The 25,937-nt window shown below is 37.0% G+C and carries 29 protein-coding genes; 22 read left to right on the plus strand and 7 right to left on the minus strand.

What is annotated here, in order from left to right:
* Positions 1-16: 16 nt before the first annotated feature.
* From J0871_RS04645 to J0871_RS04725, 17 genes are all read left to right on the plus strand, one after another.
* Positions 17-247, plus strand: coding sequence for an AtpZ/AtpI family protein (locus tag J0871_RS04645; RefSeq protein WP_057482400.1), 231 nt, complete (start codon positions 17-19; stop codon positions 245-247).
* A complete protein-coding gene (locus J0871_RS04650) occupies positions 237-620 on the plus strand; it encodes a hypothetical protein (protein WP_208223812.1) in 384 nt (127 codons plus the stop codon). Before J0871_RS04645 ends, J0871_RS04650 begins: the two co-directional genes overlap by 11 nt.
* 134 nt (positions 621-754) lie before the next feature.
* Positions 755-1,843: a F0F1 ATP synthase subunit A gene (gene atpB / locus J0871_RS04655; protein WP_075325465.1), complete on the plus strand. Its 1,089-nt coding sequence runs from the start codon at positions 755-757 to the stop codon at positions 1,841-1,843.
* Between the two features lie 23 nt (positions 1,844-1,866).
* Positions 1,867-2,091 carry an ATP synthase F0 subunit C gene (gene atpE, locus J0871_RS04660; RefSeq protein WP_037318413.1) on the plus strand — a complete coding sequence of 75 codons (225 nt, stop codon included), beginning with the start codon at positions 1,867-1,869 and terminating at the stop codon, positions 2,089-2,091.
* Between the two features lie 89 nt (positions 2,092-2,180).
* Positions 2,181-2,675 (plus strand): F0F1 ATP synthase subunit B, encoded by a 495-nt coding sequence (locus J0871_RS04665; protein WP_075325466.1) that lies wholly within the window; start codon positions 2,181-2,183, stop codon positions 2,673-2,675.
* A gap of 6 nt (positions 2,676-2,681) precedes the next feature.
* Entirely contained in the window at positions 2,682-3,236 is a 555-nt protein-coding gene (atpH, locus tag J0871_RS04670; protein WP_208223814.1) for an ATP synthase F1 subunit delta, read from the plus strand.
* 125 nt (positions 3,237-3,361) lie between these two features.
* Positions 3,362-4,942 (plus strand): F0F1 ATP synthase subunit alpha, encoded by a 1,581-nt coding sequence (gene atpA, locus J0871_RS04675; protein ID WP_208223816.1) that lies wholly within the window; start codon positions 3,362-3,364, stop codon positions 4,940-4,942.
* 120 nt (positions 4,943-5,062) lie between these two features.
* The gene (gene atpG, locus J0871_RS04680) at positions 5,063-5,923 is read left to right on the plus strand and encodes an ATP synthase F1 subunit gamma (protein ID WP_093304528.1); all 861 of its coding nucleotides are present in this window, start codon (positions 5,063-5,065) and stop codon (positions 5,921-5,923) included.
* Between the two features lie 115 nt (positions 5,924-6,038).
* Positions 6,039-6,479 carry a hypothetical protein gene (locus tag J0871_RS04685; protein WP_208223818.1) on the plus strand — a complete coding sequence of 147 codons (441 nt, stop codon included), beginning with the start codon at positions 6,039-6,041 and terminating at the stop codon, positions 6,477-6,479.
* A 19-nt stretch (positions 6,480-6,498) separates the two neighbouring features.
* Positions 6,499-7,950: an oligosaccharide flippase family protein gene (locus J0871_RS04690; RefSeq protein ID WP_208223820.1), complete on the plus strand. Its 1,452-nt coding sequence runs from the start codon at positions 6,499-6,501 to the stop codon at positions 7,948-7,950.
* A gap of 2 nt (positions 7,951-7,952) precedes the next feature.
* Entirely contained in the window at positions 7,953-8,387 is a 435-nt protein-coding gene (gene dut, locus J0871_RS04695; protein ID WP_208223822.1) for a dUTP diphosphatase, read from the plus strand.
* Between the two features lie 89 nt (positions 8,388-8,476).
* Positions 8,477-9,493 carry a sugar phosphate nucleotidyltransferase gene (locus tag J0871_RS04700; RefSeq protein ID WP_208223825.1) on the plus strand — a complete coding sequence of 339 codons (1,017 nt, stop codon included), beginning with the start codon at positions 8,477-8,479 and terminating at the stop codon, positions 9,491-9,493.
* Between the two features lie 166 nt (positions 9,494-9,659).
* The gene (locus J0871_RS04705; RefSeq protein WP_208223827.1) at positions 9,660-11,036 is read left to right on the plus strand and encodes a tetratricopeptide repeat protein; all 1,377 of its coding nucleotides are present in this window, start codon (positions 9,660-9,662) and stop codon (positions 11,034-11,036) included.
* Positions 11,037-11,807, plus strand: coding sequence for a DUF4292 domain-containing protein (locus tag J0871_RS04710; protein ID WP_208223829.1), 771 nt, complete (start codon positions 11,037-11,039; stop codon positions 11,805-11,807).
* Positions 11,807-13,030 (plus strand): peptidoglycan DD-metalloendopeptidase family protein, encoded by a 1,224-nt coding sequence (locus tag J0871_RS04715; protein WP_208223830.1) that lies wholly within the window; start codon positions 11,807-11,809, stop codon positions 13,028-13,030. The genes J0871_RS04710 and J0871_RS04715 overlap by 1 nt, the downstream gene beginning before the upstream one ends.
* Positions 13,031-13,092: 62 nt before the next feature.
* A complete protein-coding gene (locus tag J0871_RS04720) occupies positions 13,093-13,797 on the plus strand; it encodes a hypothetical protein (RefSeq protein ID WP_208223831.1) in 705 nt (234 codons plus the stop codon).
* Complete coding sequence (locus J0871_RS04725; RefSeq protein WP_208223835.1) at positions 13,781-14,419, plus strand: autotransporter domain-containing protein; 639 nt, start codon at positions 13,781-13,783, stop codon at positions 14,417-14,419. Before J0871_RS04720 ends, J0871_RS04725 begins: the two co-directional genes overlap by 17 nt.
* Here the strand turns inward: J0871_RS04725 and J0871_RS04730 are convergent.
* Both J0871_RS04730 and J0871_RS04735 read right to left on the minus strand, forming a co-directional pair.
* Positions 14,416-14,928 carry an acyl-CoA thioesterase gene (locus J0871_RS04730; RefSeq protein WP_208223838.1) on the minus strand — a complete coding sequence of 171 codons (513 nt, stop codon included), beginning with the start codon at positions 14,926-14,928 and terminating at the stop codon, positions 14,416-14,418. The two genes, J0871_RS04725 and J0871_RS04730, sit on opposite strands and share 4 nt — an antisense overlap.
* 57 nt (positions 14,929-14,985) lie before the next feature.
* Positions 14,986-15,915, minus strand: a complete 930-nt coding sequence (locus J0871_RS04735; protein ID WP_208223840.1) for an SPOR domain-containing protein — start codon at positions 15,913-15,915, stop codon at positions 14,986-14,988.
* A gap of 98 nt (positions 15,916-16,013) precedes the next feature.
* Between J0871_RS04735 and dprA the strand changes: the two genes are divergently transcribed.
* A complete protein-coding gene (gene dprA, locus J0871_RS04740) occupies positions 16,014-17,114 on the plus strand; it encodes a DNA-processing protein DprA (RefSeq protein ID WP_208223849.1) in 1,101 nt (366 codons plus the stop codon).
* Here dprA and trpS read toward each other — a convergent pair.
* Positions 17,111-18,079, minus strand: a complete 969-nt coding sequence (gene trpS / locus J0871_RS04745) for a tryptophan--tRNA ligase (protein ID WP_208223851.1) — start codon at positions 18,077-18,079, stop codon at positions 17,111-17,113. The genes dprA and trpS overlap by 4 nt on opposite strands.
* Positions 18,080-18,159: 80 nt before the next feature.
* Here trpS and J0871_RS04750 point away from each other — a divergent pair, with 80 nt between their 5' ends.
* Complete coding sequence (locus J0871_RS04750) at positions 18,160-18,912, plus strand: lysophospholipid acyltransferase family protein (protein ID WP_346014328.1); 753 nt, start codon at positions 18,160-18,162, stop codon at positions 18,910-18,912.
* Between the two features lie 33 nt (positions 18,913-18,945).
* On the opposite strand, the gene J0871_RS04755 is transcribed toward J0871_RS04750, so the two are convergent.
* The 4 genes from J0871_RS04755 to recA form a co-directional block, all read right to left on the minus strand.
* Positions 18,946-20,406, minus strand: coding sequence for a hypothetical protein (locus J0871_RS04755; RefSeq protein ID WP_208223853.1), 1,461 nt, complete (start codon positions 20,404-20,406; stop codon positions 18,946-18,948).
* A complete protein-coding gene (locus J0871_RS04760; protein ID WP_208223855.1) occupies positions 20,403-20,945 on the minus strand; it encodes a sigma-70 family RNA polymerase sigma factor in 543 nt (180 codons plus the stop codon). Before J0871_RS04760 ends, J0871_RS04755 begins: the two co-directional genes overlap by 4 nt.
* A gap of 12 nt (positions 20,946-20,957) precedes the next feature.
* Positions 20,958-21,422, minus strand: coding sequence for a hypothetical protein (locus J0871_RS04765; RefSeq protein ID WP_208223857.1), 465 nt, complete (start codon positions 21,420-21,422; stop codon positions 20,958-20,960).
* A 181-nt stretch (positions 21,423-21,603) separates the two neighbouring features.
* Entirely contained in the window at positions 21,604-22,620 is a 1,017-nt protein-coding gene (gene recA, locus J0871_RS04770) for a recombinase RecA (RefSeq protein ID WP_075325485.1), read from the minus strand.
* Between the two features lie 433 nt (positions 22,621-23,053).
* Here recA and J0871_RS04775 point away from each other — a divergent pair, with 433 nt between their 5' ends.
* The 3 genes from J0871_RS04775 to J0871_RS04785 all read left to right on the plus strand — a co-directional run bounded on the left by J0871_RS04775 (position 23,054) and on the right by J0871_RS04785 (position 25,936).
* The gene (locus J0871_RS04775) at positions 23,054-24,085 is read left to right on the plus strand and encodes a rhodanese-related sulfurtransferase (protein WP_093304518.1); all 1,032 of its coding nucleotides are present in this window, start codon (positions 23,054-23,056) and stop codon (positions 24,083-24,085) included.
* A gap of 206 nt (positions 24,086-24,291) precedes the next feature.
* A complete protein-coding gene (gene ricT, locus J0871_RS04780) occupies positions 24,292-25,452 on the plus strand; it encodes a regulatory iron-sulfur-containing complex subunit RicT (RefSeq protein ID WP_075325487.1) in 1,161 nt (386 codons plus the stop codon).
* Entirely contained in the window at positions 25,445-25,936 is a 492-nt protein-coding gene (locus J0871_RS04785; protein WP_208223859.1) for a gliding motility lipoprotein GldH, read from the plus strand. Before ricT ends, J0871_RS04785 begins: the two co-directional genes overlap by 8 nt.
* The last annotated feature ends 1 nt before the right edge of the window (position 25,937 follow it).

Below are 25,937 nucleotides of genomic sequence, written 5' to 3' on the forward strand. Positions count from 1 at the left end.
TTTTTCAGCTTAAATTATGAAAAATGATAATTTAAATAAATACCTGGGTTTTGTGAATATAGCTTTCCAGATGGGAATTATTATTGCCGGGGGTGTTTTATTAGGGATCTGGTTAGACGGGAAATTTCCGAATAAATATTCGGCATTTACTATATCCTTATCCTTGTTGGGCGTTTTTATAGCGCTTTACCAGGTTTATAGAAGTGTAATTAAAATGAGCGAAGAAGACGAAAAAAATGAAAAATGAATTATTGGCTTTCCTAAGAAGATTGCTTCCTTTTAGTATTTTACTATGGCTTATTCAATTTCTATTACAGCAGTATGTATTTGAAGTAGAATTTTATTATAGTAGTTTTAGTATTTATCTTTTTCATTTTCTGGCCACATTTCTAATTTATTTAAGCCTGGTTTTTGTTTATAAGAATTTCACCGATAAAACGGGGTTTGCATTTATGGGATTAAGCTTATTTAAAATGGTAGCGGCGGTAATTTTTTTGCTGCCATTAGTCTTGAGCGAGGTAAATGCAGTCTTTGTAAATGTTCTTGCTTTTTTTATTCCTTACTTTTTGTTTTTGGTCTTTGAGACCCTGTACGCAGTGAAACTAATAAACAAGACTTAAAATACTGTTTATCAGTTATAATGATAAAAATAACGCTTTTGCTAAAATTTTAGTTGGGGTGCTTTCAAATAAAAATTAAAAGTATACCTTTGCAGCCGAATTTAGAGCCCATAATTTTAAGCAGACCAGGTACTATGATAGCACATAAATCTTTAAAGATTATAGTGACGTTTACACTAGCCTTAGCCTTACTTCCTTTTAACGCTTTTGCCAAAGCAGATCCTGAGGCAGAAGAATCTAAAGAATTTAATCCTACCGATATGATTATGCACCACATTGGTGATTCTCACGGCTGGCATTTCTTTGGTGAAGGAGATAGTTCTTTTACATTGCCATTACCGGTAATTCTTTTTACTGAGGAAGGTGGTTTTGTAACTTTTATGTCTAGTGAATTTCATCACGATACCGAAGGGCATCACGTGGTAGAAAAAGATGGGATGCGTTTTGTAAATTATCACGAAGATATTTACAAATTAGACGCAGGTGCAGAAACTGTTGAGTTTGACGAAGAGCATAACGTTTTAAATGCCAGTAAACCCTGGGATTTTTCTATAACCAAGAACGTAGCTGCTATGTTTTTAACGGTTATTTTAATGTTGATTTTCTTCTTCGGTTTGGCCGGTCACCACAAAAAGAATAAAAAAGCTCCTGCTGGTTTCAATAATATATTAGAGACTTTAGTGCTTTTTGTTCGCGATGAGATCGCAAGACCTCAAATTGGTGATAAGAAGTATATGAAGTTTATGCCGTTTTTATTAACAGTGTTCTTCTTTATTTGGATCACTAACCTTTTAGGTTTGTTGCCAGGTGCAGCAAACGTAACAGGAAATATCGCGGTAACCGTTTCTTTAGGTCTTTTTACCCTTGCTTTAATTTTAATTAACGGAAATAAAGATTTTTGGCAACATACTTTATGGATGCCGGGAATACCTACTTTTGTGAAGCCAATTTTGGCGGTGGTAGAGGTGCTTGGTTTAATCATTAAGCCGGTAGCACTTATGATTCGTTTATTTGCGAACATCACCGCGGGTCACATTATTATATTGAGTTTAATTGGATTGATATTTATATTGGAAAGCGCTGGAGTTGCCGGGATTTCGGTTCCTTTTGCCCTTTTCATCACAATACTGGAATTGTTAGTAGCATTCCTTCAAGCGTTTATTTTTACAATGCTGTCAGCCCTGTTTATTGGGATGGCGGTTGCGGAACATGAACATCATTAATTTTAATTTTTAATTTTTATACTATGGAATTATTACACGTAGGTCTTGCAGCTTTAGGAGCTGGATTAGCAGTTGTTGGAGCCGCTATTGGCGTTGGTAAAATTGGCGGTGCCGCAATGGACGCTATTGCCCGTCAACCAGAAGCTTCTGGAAAAATCCAGACTGCAATGATTATTGCTGCTGCACTTGTAGAGGGTGTTGCTCTTTTTGGAGTTGTAGCTGCGCTTTTAGGTGTATTGACCACCTAAGAAGATTTCAAAAACCCATTCGTAACGGTTGGTTGCGAATGGGCTTTTTTTTAAAAATGATGTTAACGGTATTATATAAATAAAGAATTATGGATTTAATTACTCCAGAAGTTGGTTTAATATTTTGGCAAACCATCGTATTTTTAGTGCTGATGCTTATTCTTGCCAAATTCGCCTGGAAGCCAATTCTTGGTGCGGTAAGAACCCGTGAAGAATCTATTAACGAAGCCCTTGCTTCTGCTGAAGATGCGCGTAAAGAGATGCAAAATCTTAAAGCAGATAACGAAAAGTTATTGCAGGAAGCTCGTGCCGAAAGAGACGAAATGCTTAAAGAAGCACGCCAGTTGAAGGAGAAGATGATTGCTGAAGCTGAAGGCGATGCCCAGGAAAAGGCAGATAAAATTGTAGCCAAAGCTAAAGAAAACATCGAGATGGAGAAGCGTGCAGCAATGGCCGATATTAAAAACCAGGTAGCTACACTTTCTATTGAGATTGCTGAAAAAGTAATTGGAAAAGAATTATCTACCGAAGAGAAACAACATCAAATGATAGATAAGATGTTGAAAGACGCTACCTTAAACTAAGATGTAATGAAAGGAACCAGGGCAGCACAACGTTACGCCAAAGCAATTTTGGACTTGGCAAAAGAGAAAAATACAGCAGATACTGTTTTTACAGATATGCAGCAAATTTCTCAAACCATTGCAAGTAGTCCAGATCTTGCCGATATGCTTAAAAGTCCGGTTGTAAACTCATCGGTTAAAAAAGCCAGTTTAAAGGAAATCTTTAAAGATGCCGGTGAAATTACTCAGGGCAGCTTTGATGTACTTATTGAAAATGGAAGAATTAATCTTCTTGATCTTGTAGCAAGAAATTATATAGTACGTTACAATACCTTGAATAAGTCTCAGGAAGCTATAGTAACTACCGCAGTTCCATTAACAGCAGAGCTGGAAGAAAAGATTTTAGCCAAGCTAAAGGAATTAACTGGAGCCGGCGCTAAGATTAAAAATGTTATCAATAAAGATATTATAGGAGGTTTTGTTTTAAGAATTGGCGATTTACAATATGACGCCAGCGTATCCCGAAACCTCAATAGGTTAAAAAGAGAATTAAAAGATAATTCATATAGTTCTACTATATAAAATTTGTCGGCCAAAAGCAGTCTCGAATCGTTTTTGGTCTTATTTATAAAAATGCCCATAATGGGCTTTGAAAAATTTAATAAAAACAGTCACGAGATTATAGTGGCATTTTATCTTAAATAATTATGGCAGAAGTAAATCCTGCTGAAGTATCAGCAATATTAAAGAAACAATTATCAGGTTTTGAAAGCGGAGCCTCTTTAGACGAGGTGGGAACTGTACTTACGGTTGGTGACGGTATCGCCAATGTGTATGGTTTAGCCAACGCGCAATACGGAGAATTGGTTCAATTTGAAAGCGGCCTTGAAGGAATGGTACTAAACCTTGAGGAAGACAATGTAGGTGTGGTTTTATTAGGACCTTCTAAAGATGTTAGAGAAGGATCTGTAGTAAAAAGAACCGAAAGAATTGCTTCTATTAATGTAGGTGAAGGTATTGTTGGTCGTGTAGTAGATACTTTAGGGCAACCTATAGATGGTAAAGGTGATATTGAAGGGGAAACTTTTCAAATGCCATTAGAGCGTAAAGCGCCTGGTGTAATTTACCGTCAGCCGGTAACAGAACCTTTACAAACAGGAATCAAGTCTATTGATGCAATGGTACCGGTAGGTAGAGGGCAGCGTGAGCTTGTAATTGGTGACCGTCAAACCGGTAAAACTACTGTTTGTATTGACACTATTCTTAATCAGAAAGAATTTTACGATGCAGGAGAACCTGTACATTGTATATATGTAGCGATTGGCCAAAAAGCATCAACCGTTGCAGGTATTGCCAAAGTACTTGAAGATAAAGGAGCTTTAGCTTATACTACCATTGTTGCTGCAAACGCATCAGATCCTGCTCCAATGCAGGTGTATGCTCCATTTGCCGGTGCAGCTATTGGGGAATATTTTAGAGATACCGGTCGCCCGGCTTTGATTATCTACGATGATCTTTCTAAACAAGCCGTTGCTTACCGTGAGGTATCTTTGCTTTTACGTCGCCCACCGGGTCGTGAAGCATATCCTGGAGACGTTTTCTTTTTACACTCAAGATTATTAGAGCGTGCAGCAAAGGTTATTGATGATGATGATATTGCACAAAATATGAACGATCTTCCTGATTCTCTTAAAGGAAAAATAAAAGGAGGAGGTTCTTTAACCGCGCTTCCAATTATTGAAACTCAGGCAGGAGACGTTTCAGCATATATCCCAACCAACGTAATTTCGATTACCGATGGTCAGATTTTCCTTACTTCAGATTTATTTAACTCGGGGGTTCGTCCTGCGATTGATGTTGGTATTTCTGTATCTCGTGTAGGTGGTTCAGCACAAATTAAATCGATGAAAAAAGTTGCCGGTACTTTAAAATTAGACCAGGCACAATACCGTGAATTAGAAGCTTTTGCTAAGTTCGGTTCAGACCTTGATCCTACAACTTTAAGAGTAATTCAAAAAGGTAAGCGTAACGTAGAAATCCTTAAACAGGCAGAAAACGATCCTTACCCGGTAGAAGACCAAATCGCAATTATTTATGCAGGTTCTAAAAACTTGCTAAAGGATGTGCCGGTAGAGAAAGTAAAAGAATTTGAAAGAGATTATTTACAGTTTTTAGATACTAAGCATAGAGATGTTTTAGATACGCTAAAGGCCGGTAAATTAACCGATGAAGTTACAGATACTTTAGTTTCAGTAGCAAAAGAGCTTTCAGCTAAGTATAAAAAATAGTATTGAGTATTGAGCTTGGAGTAGTTAGAAACTTAAGTTCATATTTAAACTTTAAATAAATTATAGGTATCGAGTATTTTTGTCTAAAATCTAAATACTCGATACTCAATACTAAATAAAATGGCAAACTTAAAAGAATTACGTAGCAGGATTACTTCAGTATCTTCAACGATGCAAATCACCAGCGCCATGAAAATGGTGTCGGCGGCAAAGTTGAGCAGGGCTCAGGATGCAATTACGCAAATGAGACCTTATTCTGAAAAATTAACCCAGCTGTTACAGGATTTAAGTGCAACCCTGGATGATGACACCAGCAGTAAATACGCCGAAGACCGTGAGGTAAAAAACGTATTGGTTGTTGCTATTTCATCTAACAAAGGTCTTGCAGGTGCTTTTAATACTAATATTGTAAAAGGCGTTAGGTATAAAACCAAAAACGATTACCAGTCTAAAAATGTTTCACTTTATACTTTAGGTAAAAAAGCCAACGATGTTCTTAAAAAGGACTTTGAAGTATATAAGAATAACAACGAAATTTACGACGATCTAACGTTTGAAAACGTATCTGAAATCGCAGAAGAATTGATGCAGTTGTTCTTAGACGAAAAATATGATAAAATCGTATTGGTGTATAACCAGTTTAAGAATGCGGCTACTCAAATTGTACAACACGAACAATTTTTGCCCATTGAACAATTTGATACCGAAGAAGAAAAACAGTTGGATTATCTTTTCGAACCATCAAAGATCGAAATCGTAAAAGAGCTTATTCCTAAATCTCTAAAAATGCAATTGTTTAAAGCATTAAGAGATTCTTTCGCTTCAGAACACGGCGCTCGTATGACGGCTATGCACAAGGCAACCGATAATGCCAAAGAGCTAAGAGACGATCTTAAATTGTCTTACAACAAAGCGAGACAGGCTTCTATTACCAATGAAATCCTGGAGATTGTTGGTGGTGCTGAAGCATTGAACGGATAAAACCAAAAAATAATATTCCGGAAGTAATTCCGTTCTAAAAACCCGTAAGTTAACTACGGGTTTTTTATTTGGTATGCGTTTTGTTTTTGTACTTTTAAACAACAAACTTTCTATTATGAAAAAACTACTTTTTTTATTCAGCAGTATATTTGTTTTAACTTTAATTACAGGTTGCGGTAGCAATAAAGAACTTCAGGAGCGTGCACCCGCACAGTTTCAGGATATTTATTATACCCAGGGTGAAAATGGGTTAGATCTCCACATTCCTGTGGCCGTTATTCAGGATAATCGAGTGAATTTAAAAAGTGTTTATTTTAGAGGAATGAAATCTCCCCTGGTTCAGGATAGCGAGCAAACCAACTTGTTTATTGCTAATTTCGGTACCAATGGTATGGATATTATGAGCTCTGATCCTGCTGAAGAAAACAAAAATAGGGTGCCACAAAAAACAGAAAAAATGCCTTTTGAGATTGAAGACGATGAAGCCATTCTCGTGTTTTCTCAGAATGAGAAAACCAAATATTACAAGTTAACAGGAATCCAAGAACAGAACTAAAATCTAATTTTCTCTCCTGTTGAGTACCTTTAAAAAACTATTTCAGCAAACATTTATTTACGGCCTCGCCACGGTGTTGCCGCGTATGCTGAATGTTTTATTAATACCACTTTATACCCACGTTTTACCAAAAGCAGAATATGGCGAAGTTTCTATAATCTTCGCCTATTTTGTGTTTTTTAATGTCATCCTTGCTTATGGGATGGAAACCGCATTTTTTAGATTTTACAATAAAATGAAGAACAAGAAAGAGGTTCTAAGCACTTCGGGCTGGTCTCTGGTTACGACTTCTTTAGTGTTCTTCGCTGTGGCTTTTTTAGCACAGGATTTTATTGCTGAAATGGCGAATATCCCGGTTAAATATATTCAACTGGTTATTTGGATACTATTCTTGGACGCCCTGGTTATTATCCCGTTTACCTGGCTTCGAGCAGCTGAAAAACCTATGCGTTTTGCTGTAATTAAGGTTATAAATGTTTGCATAAACCTGGGGTTAAATATTTTCTTTTTACTGTTTTTGGAAGATCTGGCTTTAAAAAATTCAGTTTTCCAAAGTATTTATATTCCAGATTTTGAGATCAGTTATATTTTTATTTCCAACCTGGTGGCCAGCGGTGTTACCCTGTTAATGATGCTTCCTTTCTATTTTAAAATAGATTTCAGGTTTAATAACAAACTCTGGAAAGCTATGATGTCTTATGCTTTTCCGGTCTTGATCGCCGGGCTTGCTTTTTCAATAAACGAAGTTTTTGATAGAATAATGTTAGATTATCTGCTTCCGCAGGATATTGCCAGAGATGAGATTGGTGCTTATGCGGCCTGCTATAAATTAGCCTTGTTTATGACGCTTTTTGCTACGGCCTTTAGACTGGGAATAGAACCGTTTTTCTTTAGTCACGCTGAAGCTAAAAACGCCCAGGAAACCTATGCGATTATCACCAAGTATTTCGTGGTTTTTGGAAGTTTTATCCTCGTAGCCGTAATTGTTTTTATAGATATTTTAAAAGAACTTTTAATTCAGAATAGTACTTACTGGGAGGCAATGCATATTGTTCCACTTATTTTACTGGCAAATCTGTTTCTGGGCATTTACCATAATCTCTCCGTTTGGTATAAAATTACTGATCGTACCCGGTTTGGAGGTTATATTTCAGTAGTAGGTGCACTATTTACCCTTGCGCTCAATATTATTTTAATTCCGTATATAAGCTATACCGGTTCTGCGATCGCAACTTTGGTTGCTTACGGAGTAATGATGCTGCTTTCTTATTTCTACGGAAGAAAATATTATCCTATTCCATATAACCTTAAAAAAATAGGAGGCTACTTAGTGTTGTCCGTCTTATTTTCGGTATTTTCATTTTATGTTTTCCGCGGAAATTATTTCGTAGGAATTAGCTTATTAATAGTCTTTCTCGGAACAGTATATGTTTCTGAAAGAAAACAACTTATTAAAATTTTACAATCTTAACTATGCAAGTAAAGATCATCAATAAATCGGCACATAAACTGCCGCATTACGAAACGGAAGCTTCAGCAGGAATGGACCTTAGAGCCAATATTTCTGAGAGTGTTACGTTAAAACCTTTAGAAAGAACCATCGTTAAAACCGGGCTTTTTATAGAACTCCCGGTAGGTTACGAAGCTCAAGTTAGACCACGAAGTGGCCTGGCCGCCAAAAAAGGAATCACGGTGTTAAACGCACCCGGCACCATAGATGCCGATTACCGCGGAGAAATAGGGGTGATTTTAGTGAATTTATCTAACGAAGAATTCACCATAGAAAATGGTGAGCGTGTTGCTCAAATGGTGATTGCTAAACACGAACATATTTCCTGGGAAGAAGTCGATACGCTGGAAGAAACCACTCGTGGCGCAGGTGGCTTTGGAAGCACGGGAAACAAATAAAAATATAATTTAACCGGTTAACACCGGTTGTGCGGAAAATTAATATGAATATCGATTTTCAAGGATTGAAGATCACAAAAACTAAATAAATGAAGATTATAGTACCTATGGCGGGTCGTGGTTCACGACTTCGTCCTCATACGTTAACAATACCAAAACCTTTAATTCCTGTAGCAGGAAAGCCAATCGTGCATCGTTTGGTAGAAGATATTGCAAAGGTTCTTGACCAACCAATAGACGAGATCGCTTTTATTTTGGGCGATCCTGCCTTTTTTGGAGATGATATTGTAGAAAGTTTAGAAGGCCTGGCCAAAAGCTTAAATGCAAAAGCCTCTATTTACCGTCAGGATCAACCTTTGGGAACCGGGCACGCTATTATGAGTGCCAAGGAATCCCTTTCTGGCCCCGCAGTTGTAGCTTATGCCGATACCTTGATAAAAGCTGATTTTAAACTTGATAAAGATGCCGATGCGGTAATTTGGACCAAAAAAGTAGCGAATCCTGAGGCTTTTGGGGTGGTAAACCTTAACGAGAAAAACGAGATTATAGAATTGGTGGAGAAACCAAAGGAATATGTAAGCGACCAGGCGGTAATTGGTATTTACTATTTTAAAGATATTGCTGTTTTAAAAGAAAAGCTGGAAGAAGTGCTTGATGAAAATCTGATGCACGGCGGCGAATACCAGATCAATGACGGTATCAAGAAAATGATGGCCGAAGACAGGATCTTTAAAACCGGAACCGTAGATGAATGGATGGATTGCGGAAACAAAAATGTAACTGTTGAAACCAATGGCAGAATGCTGAATTTCCTTCACCAGGATGGTGAAAAATTGATTTCAGATTCTGTAAAGATCACTAATTCTGAAATTACTGAACCTTGTTATATTGGTGAAAATGTAGAGCTGGTAAATGCTAAAATTGGCCCTAATGTTTCAGTAGGCGACGGAACTAAAATTACTGATGCTGAAGTAAAGAATAGTTTAATTCAAACTTTTGCTGAAGTGAGAAATGCAAAACTGGATAACGCGATGATAGGTAATTTTGCGAAATTTGACGGGAACTTTACCCAAATTAGCATTGGTGATTATTCAACTTTAGAATAAGCTTATTGAAGAAGTTGTTTGAAAAATTTTCAAAATCGTCATCCTGAATTTATTTCAGGATCTAATTTATTGTTCGTCAAAAAATGTTAGAAGCTGAAACCAGTTCAGCTTGATGAAACCCGATTTTTCAAACAACCTCTTTATTTCAATTTTATCCTGAAAATTTATGAAAAAGTACTTCTTCATTATTGCTATGCTTTCAGGAGCCTTGTTTTCCTTTCAACAAAGTTTTGCCCAGGAAAAAGAAGTGGTGCTTGAAGATGTAAATCAGGATGATCTTGGAAATGTAACCGATGAATTTCAGGAGCAATTCTTTGAGGCTTTAAAACAAAAAGGCATTGAAAATTACGAAAAAGCTATACTTGCATTAGAAGAATGCCAGAAGTTAGAACCTGGTAATCCGGTGGTGTATTTTGAAATGGCCAGAAATTATAATGAATTAGAGAATTATGATAAGGCGATTGCAAACCTTGAAAAAGCCCATCAGTTAGCCCCAGAAAGAGAAGATGTTTTAAATGAACTTTATAAAAGCTACACCAGGGCGAAGCAATATAATGCAGCTATAGAAACCCTGGTAAAACTTCAAAAGTTTGACGGTGATTATAAAGAAAAACTTGCTAATATTTATTTACTGAATCAGCAGTATGACGAGGCATTGCAAACTATAGATGAACTAGACCAACAGGAAGGCCCCAGCACATACCGAAATAAATTACGAAGACAAATTTTTGCCCGCACCGGTGATACCGCGGCACAAATAGAAAATCTGGAAGAAAGTATTAGAAATAATCCTGAAAGCGAACAGAATTATCTCAACCTCATTTATATCTACAGTGATTTGGGGGAAAATGAAGAAGCTTACAATATTGCACAAGAATTATTAACTGCAAATCCTGGATCAAGCCTTGTACATTTGGCACTTTATAAATTTCACCTGGAAAGGGAAGAACCAGAAGACGCTGTAAATTCAATGAAAATTGTTTTTGAAAGTGAAGAAATAGATCCTGAATCTAAATTTAAAGTACTAAACGATTTTCTGCTCTTTGTAGATAATAATCCAGAATTTGAAGAGGAATTAATGGAGGTAAGCAAAATGCTTAGTGAACGTGAGAACGCCCCAAAACTCTACGGCCAATTGGGACAATATTATTTAAATAGAGGCGAAATTGAAGAGGCCCTTAATTTTTTTGAAGCTGGGCTGGCAGAAAGTACCGAAGATTTTCAGTTAGTTAAGAATACTATTTTATTACAAATAGAGTTAGAAAAGTATAAAGAGGCCCGGGATTTGAGTAAGGAAATGTTGGAAGTATTTCCCGCACAACCTGTTTTGTTTTTATTACAGGGAATTGCTTTAAATCAACTGGAAGAATATCGGGAAGCCATAGAAATACTTACATTTGGCCTGGATTATTTAATAGATAGTCCCAAAATGCAGGTAGACTTCTATACCCAATTAAGCAAATCACATGAAGCACTGGGAGAAGAAGAAAAATCGGTTGAATTTTTGAAGAAGGCCGAAGCATTAATTAAAGAAATTGAATAGATGTATAGAAAGATTTTAGGATTGGTATTGTTAAGCCTTTTTGTGGTTTCCTGCGGAAGCCGAAAAGGAGTAAAAGGGATTGCTACTAAAAATGCCGAAGCCGCTAATATTATAGAAAGTCATTATAATTCTGAAACCGATTTTAAAACCCTAAGCGGAAAATTAAGAACGGTTTATCAAAGCGAAGAACGCACCCAATCGGTAAATCTTAGTTTTAGAATGGAAAAAGATAAGGCGATTTGGATGAGTGCTTCAGTGCTGGGATTCCCGGTGGCAAAAGCCTACATTACCCCTTCGCGAGTGAGCTATTACGAAAAAGTGAGTCAAACTTATTTTGATGGTGATTTTAGATTGCTAAGTGATTTGTTAGGGACACCTTTAGATTTTCAAAAACTTCAAAATTTGCTAATAGGGCAGGCAATTTACGATCTTAGGGAAGGAGAATTTGAATTCTCTCAAACCGCCAAAGGCTTTCAATTTATGCCTGCTGAAGAAGGATTAATAAAGAAAATGTTCCTGTTGAATCCCAAAAATTTTAAAACCGCTGCCCAGCAACTGGCGCAAACCCAGGAGAATAAAAGTGTAACGGTAACTTATTCGGATTTTCAGGAAGTAGAAGGAAAGATTTTTCCGGAAGAAATTAATATTATTGCTAATGAAGCTGGAAGCAGCACCAGGATAGAACTCACATACCGCTCTCTTGAATTTGATCGAGAAGAATTGAGTTTTCCTTTTGATATTCCGTCCGGTTATGAAGAAATTAGTCTATAATGAAGTTTAAGAAATTTTCTAACATCTTATTCTGCTTAATATTTTTACTGCTTTCTGCGGGAAATCTATCAGCTCAAACTACCCGGGAGGCGCTTGAAAAAAAACGGATAGAACTTAGAAATGAAATTACGCGCATAAATGAATTACGAAGCAGTAATAAACAAAAAGAGCGTTCAGTTTTAAGCCAGGTAGAAGACCTGGATCAACAAATTAGAAGCACAGAGAATTTAATAAAAGTAACCAACCAGCAAGCAAACCTTCTTACTAATCAAATTAGTGCAAATACAAATAAAATTTCCCGTCTTAGGCAGGAATTAGAACAGCTTAAGGAAGATTATGCGCGTATGATTGAGAAATCTTACAAAAGTAAATCTACTCAAAGTAGAATTATGTTTTTGCTTTCTTCAGAAAATTTTTTGCAGGCTTATAAACGCCTGCAATATATGAAGCAATACACAAACTACAGAAAACAACAGGGCGATGAAATACAGGCGCGTACAGAAGAATTACAGCAACTAAACGCCGATTTAGCCGACCAAAAAGAAACAAAAGATGCCCTTATCGCCGAGAACAGGCAAACCCGTGCCCAATTAGAAAAAAATAAAAAGGCACAGCAAGATTTAATGCAGAATATTAGAAGTAAAGAAGGGGAATTTGCTGCACAAATAAGACAGAAACAGCAGGAGATAAATAGAATAGACGCACAAATTGAGAAAATGATTCGTGAGTCTATTGCAAAATCCAACGAAGAAAGTGGTTCTGCTGAAAGAGATGTTTACGAGTTAACTCCCGAAGCAAAAGCTCTCGCAGCCGATTTTGTAAAAAACAAAGGGCGTTTGCCCTGGCCGGTAAGGTCCGGTGTTGTTACCTCCCGTTTTGGAAAACAACCTCACCCGGTTGTAAAAACGATTAGTATTAATAATAACGGGGTAAATATTGATACCGATCCCGGCGGAAAAGCCCGCGCTGTTTTTAACGGGACTGTGAGTGAAGTTCAGGTGTTGAAAGGAGCTAATAAAGCGGTTATGGTAAGGCACGGAGATTACATAACTATTTACGATAATCTTGAGAAAGTTTTTGTGAAAAGAGGAGACGTGGTAAATACCGGGCAGGAATTGGGCGCCGTGGCTACAAGCCGAACTTCAGGAAAAACTACTTTACACTTCCTGATTTACAAAAACATGCAGAAGATGGATCCGGCAGATTGGATCCTGGAAATGTAACTTCCCGACGCAACCTTTATCGTTTTTTTGCATCTTAAAAGTATAAGCCTGGTTATTTGCCTATGAAAAAAGCAGTATTTCTTTTTAGTTTGGTTTTACTCGTAAGTTGTGTCGATCATAGTGTTTCGGTGGTTGGCGACAAAAGAATGCAGATTTCAGGAAATATTCTTGATACCGAAAATGCACCTTTAGAAAACATAAATGTTATCGCTTCGGGTTCTGAAAGTACTATTCTAAATGCCAGACCTGAAGAGATCCTGGGCGAGGGTTTTACCAGTGTGGCAGGGGAATTTTCTTTTGTAAGTTTAGATACCGATAATAGTTTTTATGGCGTAAGTATAAATCACCCAGATCATGAGAACTACGATCTTGATTACGCTACTGTACATTTTTTAGATTCCATAGGATCGCGTGGAAATTCTTTTGAGCTTATAAATATAAACCTGCCTAAAACCCAACGGTTTGAGCTTAGGATTGAAAATACTACCGCGAGAAACGATACCTTGTTTTATAGGTTTTCATATCCGGCTACCGAATTTTATCAGGGCTTAAATAGTAATTTCTTTGACGATAATTCCTTGCGGTTTCAAACAGAAAGAGAATATTGGAATCGTTTGTTACCCGGCGAAGAAGAAATGACCATTGTAACCCCCACGCTAGCGAATAGCAGTATTCAATTTTATTATAAATTTAGCGCTGAAGCCGTTTACGATACAATAAATGTTGAAGTATCTCCTGAAAACCCGGTTTATGAATTCAACTTTTAAGCTTTTCCCAATCGCAATCTTTTTTCCGTTGTTACTTACTGCGCAAGATACTCTTCCTGAACCTCACAGAAATCAATATGTAGCTACAGATCCTGAAACCGTATTTTTTGTAGGAGAATTTTTTAGAGGTTATAGTGTAAATAATTCAAGCTGGGAGAACTATTCTCAATTAGGTTTTGGCCTGGATTTTAATTGGTTTGTATTACCATTCTTGATAATTGGTGGAGAATATAGCCTTATGGGTGGAAATTTAAAAGGAGAGGACATCAATAATACCGGAGCAGTAAAAGGTATTACCAGTCATTATTTGGGACTTCATCTTGGTTATTATCACGCTTTTAATAAAGAATGGAACTTACATACCCTGGCCGGTTTTGGGGAGGTTAATAATGTGAACCGCGCCCCAGATTCTCGTTTTACTGAAAATGGAAACAGTTTAATGTTGCGAAGCGAGTTAGGCTATCGGTTTGATAAAACTGGAGCTATTTTTATTAAGGCAACATTACGTTGGGACAGAATGGATATTGATACTCCGCCAGTTCTGGATGATTATTTTAACAAACACAGCTTATTACTGCTTGGTTTTGGAGTAAGGCTTCATTTACAAAACCCAGACGGTTAGTCTTTAAATAAAGCTTTAAGCTCTGTGGCTTCATTTGGTTTCATTTTACCGGCAAGTACAAGGCTAAGTTGCTTTCTTCTTAAGGCAGCGTCATAACGTTGTTTTTCAAGTTCTGTTTCGGGATCTAAAGGAGGAACGGCAACAGGAGAACCGGTTTCATCTACGGCTACAAAAGTATAGATGGCTTCATTAGCTTTAGAACGGTTTCCGCTTTCGCGATCTTCCACCCAAACATCAATAAAGATCTCCATAGAAGATTTAAAAGCTCTGGAAACTGCAGCTTCTACCGTTACAACACTTCCTAAGGGAACAGCTTTATTAAAAGCCACGTGGTTTACTGAGGCAGTAACCACAATACGGCGACTGTGCCTTCTTGCAGCAATGCTGGCAGCACGATCCATCCTGGCGAGTAGTTCGCCACCAAATAGATTGTTTAGGGGATTGGTTTCACTTGGTAAAACCAAATCGGTTAAAGTTGTTCTGGATTCCTTTGGGTGTTTTGCCTGCATTTTGCCAATTTTGGGCAAAAATAAGATGCTTTGCGCAATTTACCGCTTAAAGAACTATTAAAGTTCCTGCACCAATAACCACGCACCTTCGTTAGAAGATTTTACTTTGCGTAGCATATTTATTGCATCACGTCTTTTTTCGTGACTTGCATAAACAACCTGGTGAAGACCATACTTGTTTTCGCCAAGAAGATGTGCTTTATAGCCTTCTTTTCTAAGTTCTGTAACTTTTGTTTTTGCATTTTCTTCTACACGAAATGCACCGGCTACAATATGGTAATTTCCGGTTTGTTTAGCTACATTAAAAGTAACCGCCGGCAATGGATTATCAATTATAAAAGTAGCCTGCTGAATTTGCTCCTGCAGTTGTTCCTGCGCTTGTTGTTGTTCGGCAATATTGTGTTGAGAAACCTGGCTGCTGTAAATATTTAATCCTGCAAATCCCGAAATTCCCAAAGCAATAAGTCCAAGAGCGGCATATTTAAGATAAGAAGGAGATTTTCTTCTTTCTGGAGTGAAATGTATTGGAGCTTTTTCTTCCAGTTCTTCAACCTGCTTTTTGTAAACTTCCCGACTTATCGCAGAAGCTTTTACGTTTTCCAGCCCAAAAGAATCGGTTAAGTAATTTACCTTTTCAACAGGTTCAAATTGAAGTTTTTCTTCGGCATAATAAAAACGGCCAATATTCTCCAGTTCTACCTTGCCATCTTCTTTAAAAGACTCTTCCAGTTTACTTACAAAATCAGTAATTTTATTAACCGCAGTAGAATAAGACACATTTTGTGTGGCAGCAATATAATTTGCTAAAAGCCCATCGTTCTTCTTTAACTGCGAATTAAAGGAAACTACCTTTTTCGGCGGATGTAAAACCTCACTTTCTTTGTCTATATAAGCCGGCTCCTTTTGGGAAAGAAAGGCCCCAAAGCCGGGCAATATTACGCATTCGTAACGATAAAGTAAATCCTGTATGTAGTTAGCTATCTTCATTGCCGCAAAAATAAGGTGTTATTTTAATCCTCCTAAAGTTACCCAAAGAAATTTTATTAACAAACCTTTTTTTCTGTAATTTTAATGAAAATCGAAATATGTCTGCTGAAGAGTTACAGTATGTTTTGGCCTTGCAACACATTCCAAACCTGGGAGATACCCTTGCCAAAAAACTGATAAGGCATTTTGGGTCGGCAAAAAATGTGTTAGAGCAAAAGAAACAAACTTTACTTAAAATTGACGGAATTGGAGTTTCTCGCTTAAAAGATTTTTTTGATGCTTCTCACCTAAAAGCAGCCGAGCAGGAACTAAATTTTATTGAAAAGAACAATATTGAAACGCTTTATTTTAAGGATGAAAACTATCCTGAAAAATTAAAACATTGTATAGACGGCCCGGTATTGCTATTTCAACGTGGAAATATCAACTTAAAGAATCAAAGAATAATTAGTGTGGTGGGAACCCGTAAGATTACACAAAGCGGGATCGCATTTTGTGAAAAATTCATCGAAGAGTTGAGTCCGTTAAACCCGGTAATCGTTTCGGGTTTTGCGTATGGAGTAGATATTACCGCTCAAAAAGCAGCCATTGCTAATAATTTACAAACAATTGGTTGTTTGGCGCATGGGTTCGATCAGATTTACCCTAGAGTTCATCATAAATATGTAGCTTCGGTAGAAGAAAACGGAGGCTTTTTTACCGATTTTTGGAGCAGTGATAACTTCGACAGGAATAATTTCTTAAAACGAAACAGAATAATCGCAGGTTTAAGCGAAGCAACCGTGGTTATAGAAAGTGCCGAAAAAGGCGGCTCACTGGTTACTGCAGATATTGCGAATTCTTATAACCGGGAAGTTTTTGCGGTGCCGGGAAGACCTTCAGATAAATTGAGTAAAGGCTGCAATAATTTAATAAAATCCCAAAGAGCGCAATTATTAAATTCTGCGGCAGATTTGGTTTATCTCTTAAACTGGCAACCAGAGAAAGAGACAAAAGCCGTTCAAAAACAGCTTTTTGTAGACATGGATGATGAAGAAAATAGCGTATTTGCATTTTTACAAAAAGAAGGGAAAGCCCAGTTAGATAGCATTGCGCTTAACTGTAACTTTCCCTCATATAAAACTGCGGGTATTTTAATTAATATGGAATTAAAAGGCGTGGTACGCCCTTTACCCGGTAAACTATTTGAATTAATTTAGTAACCCACTTTTGTTCGTACTCTTTTTATAACTTCATTGGCTACATTTCCCGCTTTTTCAGCGCCAACTTCCAGGGCTTTGTCAAGCTCCTCAAGGTTATTCATGTAGTAATCATATTTTTTTCTGGGTTCTTCAAACTGTTCTAAAAGTACTTCGTATAAAGCCTGTTTGGCGTGTCCGTAACCAAATCCACCTGCTTCATAGTTCTTTCGCATTTCAGCGATTTGTTCTTCAGAAGCTACTAATTTGTATAATGCAAAAACATTGCAGGTATCAGGATTTTTAGGTTCTTCTAAAGGAGTACTATTGGTAGCGATTGCCATTATTTGTTTCCGAAGTTTTTTATCGGTTACAAATAAATTTATGGTATTACCTTTAGATTTACTCATTTTAGCGCCATCAGTGCCCGGAACATACATCGTATTTTCCTGGACTTTCGCTTCAGGAATTACAAAAGTTTCGCCCATTTTTGAATGAAAACGGGAAGCAACATCTCGCGTAATTTCCAAATGCTGAAGCTGGTCTTTTCCTACCGGCACAATTTCGGCATCGTAAAGTAAAATATCGGCCGCCATTAGCATTGGGTAAGTGAAAAGCCCCGCGTTTACATCTTCTAATCTATCAGATTTATCTTTAAAAGAATGCGCTAAGGTTAAACGTTGAAAAGGAAAAAAACAGCTTAAATACCAGGAAAGCTCTGCCGTTTGCGGAATATCACTTTGGCGGTAAAAAACCGTTTTTTCAATATCTATACCGCAAGCCAGCCAGCTTGCGGCCACAGAGTAAGTGTTGTTTCTTAAGGTTTCGGCATCTTTTATTTGGGTTAACGAATGCATATCTGCAATAAAAATAAAAGAATCGTTACCGGGTTTATTGGCCATTTCTATAGCCGGTAAAATTGCTCCCAATAAATTTCCCAAGTGTGGAGTTCCTGTACTTTGTACTCCTGTAAGAATTCTGGACATCTGCTTTTTCTGTTTTCTGCAAAGGTACTTTTTTTGCGGAATTCCCTCGGTTCAATTTAGTACTTTTGATTTCTATGAACATGCTACGCACAATACTTACTATTTTATGGAGAATTTGGTTTTATATTCTTCTTGTATTACCAATTTTAGTAATGTTTCCCGTGCTTGTAGTTTTCTCTTCTTCTGAAAGACTTTATCCTAAATATTATGTTTGCGCTCGTATTTGGGCAAAATGTATCTTATACGGAATGGGTTTTTATCCTGAAATTACCAGAATGCAACAGCTTGACCCCAGGAAGAATTATATGTTGGTTGCCAACCACACTTCTATGATAGATATTATGATGATGCTGGTTATTATTAAGCAACCATTTATTTTTGTGGGAAAAAGAGAGCTGGCAAAGATTCCTATTTTTGGCTTTTTCTACCGAAAAACAAATATTACCGTAGATAGAAATTGCGCTAAAAGTAAACAGGACGTAGTTACTGAGGCTCGCAGAAGATTAGATATGGGTGAAAGCATTTGTATTTTCCCTGAAGGAGGCGTGCCAGCAGATAGATCGCTGGTTTTAGACACTTTTAAAGATGGAGCATTTAGACTGGCAATTGCGCATCATATTCCCATTGTGCCCATTACTTTTTACGATAATAAAAAGCGTTTTTCGTATAAATTTATTTCAGGATCACCGGGGAAGCTTAGAGTAAAAATCCACCAATTTATTAATACCCAAGGAATGGAGCCTGGAGATAGAAGGGAATTAAGAAATAAAACCCGGCAGGTAATATTTGAAGAGCTTTCTAAAGATTTAAAGAATGAAAATCCTTCAGAATAAAATTTCTGAAGGATTCCACTCACTACATAGGTGTTAAAAACTAAAACTTATTCCAGAATACACGCCAAAGTAAAATGGGCGTACGCCGGGAGCATCATCAAAAGTATTAAGTTGATATTTAAAGATAGGTTCTACATTCAACTTAAAACTATCGGTTAATTTGTAATCTAATCCCACACCAACATTCGTGGTAAAACTTACTTTATTAATATTGTTGGCTTCACCAATCCTGGTGTTTTGATTGTTGGTATTTACCTGTATGCTGTTTTGGTCTAAAAACAAGCTGCTTCCTCCCGCTATTAAGTTAAGCCCAATTTTACTGTCTATCAGGCTGTATTCTATTTCTAACGGAACTTCAATAAAACCAAATTGCTGATTTATCTCGCCGGGTAATGCCATATTATTGACAGATGTAAAGTTAGAATTGTTCCTATCACTATGGCCCGGTAGACCGCTTGGTGCCGCATTCTCTAACTGCACATTATTTCCCCCAGACTCATAATTTATAGAACTAATGGTATTTGGATTTATAGACGCGGAGAAGACGATATCTTCTACATTATAACTCATCGCAACTTTAGAAATTCCGCTTCTTATTTTAATTTTTTCTGAAATAGCATAAGCTAAATTCATCCCGTAAGCCATACTTACCTGCGAGCTGGTATTATTGCCGGCAAATTGCGGATCTATTGCATTCCCACTGCCAATATTGTCGTAAAAAACAGGAGCCGCAAAAGTGCTTAAGCGTAGTTTCTTTTTAGAAGCCTCTGCAATTAATTCTTCTTCCTTATCAAGGTTTTTTTCTTCTTCAATTTGGGCTAATTGCTCTGCAACTTCCAGGCTGTCTTTAAGGGAAATTGCTTCTTCTTTCTCAGTATTTTCGTTACTGTTTTCGGCAATTGCTTCAGGCTGTTCGTTTTTTGAATTTGGATTGATGAAATCCTGATTTTTATAATTTTCTTCTTCGGAATCCTGATGATCTTCTCCCGCTATTGCTGAATTTTGCTCATTTAATTTAGCTGCGGTATTTCCTGATTTTTGTTCTTCAGCTGAATCATTAGAAGTTTTTGTTGCTTCTGAATTAGTATTTTCTGAAGCTAAAGCCGAATTGTTATTAGCTGATGAGGTGTTGGCACCTTCAGAAGTTGAAAAAGTAGGTCCATTAACATTTTTGAGAATTTCTGAAGCATTTACAAACTGTTCATTTTTATTGATTTCGGGTAAATTTATTTGGGGTTTTGCAGTTTCTTCTATTTCAAAAACTACTTCGGTATTGGTAAAATTATTCTGACTAAAAAAATAGCCGCCCAGCATTAATGCTAAAACCGCGGCAACACCGCCAACTTTAAACCATAACGGAATTATAAAAGGCTTTTTCTTATCTTTCTCCTGCAGCTTGCCGGCAATATTATCCCATAACTCAGGTCGTGGTTCGGGGGCAAAATCCCTGAACTTTTCCTGGTAGAGCCGGTCTATGTTCTTTCTTTCTTTCATAGTGATTGCACCTTATTATCGTTGAGGTGGTTTTCTATTTTTTCTTTCAAAATATTTCTGGCGCGGGCCAAATTAGATTTTGAACTTCCAACACTTATGTTTAGCATTTCGGCAATTTCTTTGTGGGAAAATCCGTCTAACGCATAGAGGTTAAAAATTTGGCGATAACGTTCAGGTAATTCCTGAATGCTTTCTAATAGAAAATCGGTAGTAATTTCATCGTCATCAATTTCCACAACCGGATCTTCCAGGAGGTTTTCATTAATGATTTCAAAATATTTTTCTTTTCGGTGCTTTTGTAGGGTGGTATTTATCACAATTCGTTTCATCCAGCCTTCAAAAGATCCTTTATCTTCATATTGATCTATTTTATTGAATATGGTAATGAAACCATCCTGCAGGTTGTCTTCGGCCTGCTGGTAGTTATTAGAATATTTAAGGCACAGGCCAAAAAGTTTACCGGAGTACATACGGTAAAGCTTTTCCTGTGCCCTAATATCCTGTTTTTTACACTGAAGTATGAGTTTTTCTAAACTCACTCACTTAGATTGTTATTCGTTAGTATTCTCTTCTGGAGTTTCATCTTCCGGCTCTCCAATTGGCACATCTACTGTGATGTAATCACTTTCGTTAGTAGAAGATACACCTCTTAGTAACATAAACCTAACAGTAGTGTATTCTGTATTAGAAGCTACTCTAAAATCATTTCGGGCAAGTCGAGTTTCAGTGAGTTCGCCTTCTTCGTTGCATTCAATTAAGTTAGGGTCATATGAACTCAATGCGTGGATGTAATATAAGATAACATCCTCATCATCTTCATCCTCAGAAGGACCTTGTTCAAAACCTGCAAAAGTATGACATGCATCAGCTAGCTCATAGGTGACTTCAATCTCATAATCCTCTCCTGTTTCAAAATATTCGGGTAATTCATAGGCAGTAATTTCTGCAACTTCGTAAGCTACGTTAGGACCGTCATCATCTGTGTCACAACTGTAAAAGCTTAGCGCCAGGACCATTAATAAGGCAATTCTTTTCATTTTAAAATAATTATTTTAGGGTTATCTATTTCATAGATGCAGTATGAATGAAAAGGTTGCGTCCAGCATCAAAAAAATCCCTCATTTTAAGGGATCTTTAAGATTTGATTATTATTTGCTTTTAAAAATACAAAAAGCTAAGTGAACTTAATTGCTGATACTAAGCTTCTTTGGCTACTTTTATAGCATTTTTAATTTTTTCTTCAAGTTCTTCCATTAAATCTGGATTGTCTTTTAGCAAGATTTTTACCGCATCACGGCCCTGGCCTAATTTAGTGTCTTCGTAGCTAAACCATGAACCGCTTTTCTTCACGATCTCATAATCTACCCCAATATCTATAATCTCACCAATTTTAGAGATTCCTTCGCCATACATAATGTCAAATTCAGCCATTTTAAAAGGTGGGGCCACTTTGTTTTTTACAACTTTTACCCGGGTTTTATTACCCATTACATTGCTATTGCTATCTTTTATTTGCGTAGAACGTCTAATATCTAATCGAACCGAAGCATAAAATTTAAGGGCATTACCACCGGTAGTGGTTTCAGGATTTCCAAACATTACCCCAATCTTTTCCCTAAGCTGGTTAATAAAGATTACGGTACAATTGGTTTTACTAATTGAAGAGGTAAGTTTTCTAAGGGCCTGGGACATTAAACGGGCGTGTAATCCCATTTTAGAATCTCCCATTTCTCCTTCAATCTCACTTTTAGGAGTAAGCGCTGCAACCGAATCTATCACAATAATATCTATAGCTCCAGACCGAATTAAATTATCGGTGATCTCTAGAGCCTGCTCCCCGTTATCGGGTTGCGAAATAATTAGGTTTTCTATATCTACGCCAAGTTTTTCAGCATAAAAACGGTCAAAAGCATGTTCTGCATCAATAAAAGCAGCAATACCTCCTTTTTGTTGTGCCTCGGCAATTGCGTGTAAAGTTAAAGTGGTTTTACCCGAAGATTCCGGTCCATAAATTTCTATAACCCGTCCTCTTGGATACCCGCCTACACCCATAGCCAGGTCTAAGCCTAAAGAACCCGTAGAAATCGCATCTACATCAGATATGGCCTGGTCACTCATCTTCATAACGGTACCCTTTCCATAGGTTTTATCCATTTTGTCCAGGGTAAGCTTTAAGGCCTTTAATTTTGCTTCTTTTTCTTTATCGTTGCTCATAATTTGAATAATCTATTTAGAGAGTTGCTAAATTACTATAAGTTTTCCTTCATCACAATTTTATATGGGCAGCTTTTGTATATTTACTGTCTAACCTGAGGTTTAAAGCATATTTGAATTTGTAAAAAATGTTTTAAATCTCGATTTTCGAGTGAAAATTAAAAATTAACCCTGCCTATGAGATTTTTGAAAAAAAGTCTGATTATGCCTGGTGGTTGTAGTACTTCAGCAATTATTTTGTTGAACGTAAGTTGCCGGGTTGATGGTGGCTAGAATCTAAAAATCTAATTTATGAAACAAAGTAAAAAAGATTACAAACCGAATTAGCCACACAAAAAATGCCCTGGGAAATGACTTTTCAGGGCATTTTTTCTTCCTTCAATTTTAAGTATCTTTGCAAAAAATATCTTTAACCTTAACTAATTAGTATAGCATGCAACTGTACAATAAATTAAGCGCTAAAGAGAGGGAAGCACTTATAGACGAAGCGGGAGAAGACCGTTTAACGCTCTCTTTTTATGCCTACGCCAAAATTGGCAATCCACATTTATTTAGAAATCACCTTTTTATTGCCTGGGACCAAATGGATGTGCTTGGCCGTATTTATGTAGCCCACGAAGGGATTAATGCCCAACTCTCAGTTCCTGCAACACGTTTTGAAGAATTTAAAGAGTTTATAGATAATATCTACTTTTTGGAAGGTGTTAGGCTGAATATCGCCATAGAACACGACGCCAAAGCCTTTTTAAAACTGAAAGTGAAAGTGCGTAAAAAGATAGTTGCTGACGGATTGAACGACGCGACTTTTGACGTAACCAATAAAGGAGTTCATGTTGATGCTTTAAAATTCAACGAACTTATTAGCGATCCCAACACTGTTTTGGTAGATATGCGAAATCATTATGAAAGTGAAATTGGTCATTTTCAAGGAGCAATTACTCCAGATGTAGATACTTTTAGAGATTCTTTGCCCATTATTGAAAATGATCTAAAAGAGCATAAAGAAGATAAAAACCTGGTAATGTACTGCACCGGCGGAATTCGTTGTGAGAAGGCTAGCGCATATTATAAACACAAAGGTTTTAAAAATGTGTATCAGTTGGAAGGTGGAATTATTGAATATGCCCGCCAGGTTGAAAACCAAAAACTGGAAAATAAATTTATAGGAAAAAACTTCGTTTTTGATCATCGCCGCGCCGAGCAGATTTCAGAAGAAGTAATTGCGCACTGTCACCAGTGTGGAAAACCTTGCGATAAGCACGTGAACTGCGCAAATGAAGCCTGTCATTTACTTTTTATTCAGTGTGAAGAATGTGCAGAGAAAATGAATAATTGCTGTTCTAAAGATTGTATGGAAATTGCCGCTTTACCTTATGAGGAGCAAAAAGCTTTGCGAAAAGGAAAAGGCAACAGTAATAAAATATTCAAAAAGGGACGTTCAGAGGTTTTAAAATATAAAAGTTAACAAAGCGTTCTAAAAAGTGAGTGCCAATTAATATTGGTATATTTACTCGATAATCGAGATTTAATTGTACTGAGATTTGTCTTTAGTGAATTAATAAATTTTCGTTTCATAACTTGTGGATTGCCCCAAGGCTCTTGATTAGAAACTCAATATAAACCCAAAAAGTCTGCAAAGCAATTTGCAAGACTTACAACATATAAATATTTATGGCTTGTAGCAGTTGCTCAACCAAAGACGGTCAGCCAAAAGGATGTAAAAACAACGGAACCTGTGGTACAGATTCCTGTAATAAACTTTCTGTATTCGATTGGCTTTCAAATATGTCTATGCCTAATGGTGTAGAACCTTTTAATTATGTAGAAGTTCGTTTTAAAAACGGAAGAAAACACTTTTTTAAAAATACCGAAAACCTAAGCCTAAGTATGGGCGATGTAGTAGCTGTAGAAGCTTCTCCCGGCCACGATGTTGGTATGGTAAGCCTTACCGGAGAATTGGTTAGGGTACAAATGAAAAAGAAAAAAGTAAAAACCGATAGCGAAGAAGTTTTAAAGATTTACCGAAAAGCCACCCAAAAAGATATTGACGTTTGGGAGGAAGTTCGTGGTAGAGAAGAAGCGATAAAGAAAAGAGCCCGCGAAATTGCAATTCGCCTTAATCTTAGTATGAAGATTAGCGATATTGAGTTTCAGGGAGACGCTTCAAAAGCAACTTTTTATTATACAGCAGATGATCGCGTAGATTTCCGTCAGTTAATTAAAGAATTTGCGAGAGAATTCAATACCCGTATAGAAATGCGGCAAATTGGTTTGCGCCAGGAAGCTGCCCGCCTTGGCGGAATTGGCTCTTGTGGGCGTGAACTTTGTTGTTCTACCTGGCTTACAGATTTTAGATCGGTAAGTACTTCTGCAGCGAGATATCAGCAATTATCTTTAAATCCCCAAAAATTAGCGGGACAATGCGGAAAACTAAAATGCTGTCTTAATTACGAGCTTGATTCTTACCTTGAAGCTTTAAAAACCTTTCCACGAACCGATACCAAGCTTTTTACCAAAAAAGGAACAGCTGTTTGTCAAAAAATAGACATTTTTAAAGGAGTGTTATGGTATGCCTATGAAGGTGAGTGGATGAACTGGCATCAATTAACCGCAGAGCAGGCTAATAAAATAATTGCAGCTAATAGAAAGAAAGAAGACGTTGGCAGCCTTGAAGAGTTTGAAGTTCAGCTTCAGTTAGAAGAAAAACGAGATTTCAATAATGTGGTGGGGCAGGATAGCTTAACACGTTTTGATAAACCTAAAGGTCAACAGAAAAAACACAAGTCAAAGAAACGGAGAAAACGTAAAGGAAAACCTTCGAATAATGCGTAAAGCTGCGGTATTTTCAATTTTTATTGGTCTTTTTACCTTAATAGTTTCCTGTGATAAAAAGCGGGTTTATGATGAATATGAACCCATACAGGGAGGTTGGGAAAGAGATTCCACTTTAGTTTTTAATTTGGGTGAGCTTGATTCTTTGCAAAATTATAACCTGTTTATAAACGTTAGGAATAATAAAGATTATAATTACAGAAACCTGTTTTTAATAACCGAAATGCGATTTCCGCAGGGAAAAGTGGTAACCGATACCCTTGAATATGAAATGGCGGCGCCAGATGGAAGTTGGCTTGGTACGGGTTTTGGTGATGTAAAAGAAAGTAAGCTCTGGTATAAAGAAAATGTGAGTTTTACTGAACCCGGCGAATATAAAATTGCCATTAAACAGGCAATGCGTAAAAACGACCAGGTGGAAGGAATAAAAAATTTAGAAGGAATTACCCACATAGGTTTTAGAATAGAAGAAAACCTGCAATAAT

The organism is Salegentibacter sp. BDJ18 (assembly GCF_017579965.1).
Lineage (GTDB): Bacteria > Bacteroidota > Bacteroidia > Flavobacteriales > Flavobacteriaceae > Salegentibacter.

Bases quoted from the DNA above. Each gene is read 5' to 3' on its own strand.
- J0871_RS04645 (WP_057482400.1), top strand. From the start codon at position 17: ATGAAAAATGATAATTTAAATAAATACCTGGGTTTTGTGAATATAGCT.
- J0871_RS04650 (WP_208223812.1), top strand. From the start codon at position 237: ATGAAAAATGAATTATTGGCTTTCCTAAGAAGATTGCTTCCTTTTAGT.
- atpB (WP_075325465.1), top strand. From the start codon at position 755: ATGATAGCACATAAATCTTTAAAGATTATAGTGACGTTTACACTAGCC.
- atpE (WP_037318413.1), top strand. From the start codon at position 1,867: ATGGAATTATTACACGTAGGTCTTGCAGCTTTAGGAGCTGGATTAGCA.
- J0871_RS04665 (WP_075325466.1), top strand. From the start codon at position 2,181: ATGGATTTAATTACTCCAGAAGTTGGTTTAATATTTTGGCAAACCATC.
- atpH (WP_208223814.1), top strand. From the start codon at position 2,682: ATGAAAGGAACCAGGGCAGCACAACGTTACGCCAAAGCAATTTTGGAC.
- atpA (WP_208223816.1), top strand. From the start codon at position 3,362: ATGGCAGAAGTAAATCCTGCTGAAGTATCAGCAATATTAAAGAAACAA.
- atpG (WP_093304528.1), top strand. From the start codon at position 5,063: ATGGCAAACTTAAAAGAATTACGTAGCAGGATTACTTCAGTATCTTCA.
- J0871_RS04685 (WP_208223818.1), top strand. From the start codon at position 6,039: ATGAAAAAACTACTTTTTTTATTCAGCAGTATATTTGTTTTAACTTTA.
- dut (WP_208223822.1), top strand. From the start codon at position 7,953: ATGCAAGTAAAGATCATCAATAAATCGGCACATAAACTGCCGCATTAC.
- J0871_RS04700 (WP_208223825.1), top strand. From the start codon at position 8,477: ATGAAGATTATAGTACCTATGGCGGGTCGTGGTTCACGACTTCGTCCT.
- J0871_RS04705 (WP_208223827.1), top strand. From the start codon at position 9,660: ATGAAAAAGTACTTCTTCATTATTGCTATGCTTTCAGGAGCCTTGTTT.
- J0871_RS04710 (WP_208223829.1), top strand. From the start codon at position 11,037: ATGTATAGAAAGATTTTAGGATTGGTATTGTTAAGCCTTTTTGTGGTT.
- J0871_RS04715 (WP_208223830.1), top strand. From the start codon at position 11,807: ATGAAGTTTAAGAAATTTTCTAACATCTTATTCTGCTTAATATTTTTA.
- J0871_RS04720 (WP_208223831.1), top strand. From the start codon at position 13,093: ATGAAAAAAGCAGTATTTCTTTTTAGTTTGGTTTTACTCGTAAGTTGT.
- J0871_RS04725 (WP_208223835.1), top strand. From the start codon at position 13,781: ATGAATTCAACTTTTAAGCTTTTCCCAATCGCAATCTTTTTTCCGTTG.
- J0871_RS04730 (WP_208223838.1), bottom strand. From the start codon at position 14,928: ATGCAGGCAAAACACCCAAAGGAATCCAGAACAACTTTAACCGATTTG.
- J0871_RS04735 (WP_208223840.1), bottom strand. From the start codon at position 15,915: ATGAAGATAGCTAACTACATACAGGATTTACTTTATCGTTACGAATGC.
- dprA (WP_208223849.1), top strand. From the start codon at position 16,014: ATGTCTGCTGAAGAGTTACAGTATGTTTTGGCCTTGCAACACATTCCA.
- trpS (WP_208223851.1), bottom strand. From the start codon at position 18,079: ATGTCCAGAATTCTTACAGGAGTACAAAGTACAGGAACTCCACACTTG.
- J0871_RS04750 (WP_346014328.1), top strand. From the start codon at position 18,160: ATGCTACGCACAATACTTACTATTTTATGGAGAATTTGGTTTTATATT.
- J0871_RS04755 (WP_208223853.1), bottom strand. From the start codon at position 20,406: ATGAAAGAAAGAAAGAACATAGACCGGCTCTACCAGGAAAAGTTCAGG.
- J0871_RS04765 (WP_208223857.1), bottom strand. From the start codon at position 21,422: ATGGTCCTGGCGCTAAGCTTTTACAGTTGTGACACAGATGATGACGGT.
- recA (WP_075325485.1), bottom strand. From the start codon at position 22,620: ATGAGCAACGATAAAGAAAAAGAAGCAAAATTAAAGGCCTTAAAGCTT.
- J0871_RS04775 (WP_093304518.1), top strand. From the start codon at position 23,054: ATGCAACTGTACAATAAATTAAGCGCTAAAGAGAGGGAAGCACTTATA.
- ricT (WP_075325487.1), top strand. From the start codon at position 24,292: ATGGCTTGTAGCAGTTGCTCAACCAAAGACGGTCAGCCAAAAGGATGT.
- J0871_RS04785 (WP_208223859.1), top strand. From the start codon at position 25,445: ATGCGTAAAGCTGCGGTATTTTCAATTTTTATTGGTCTTTTTACCTTA.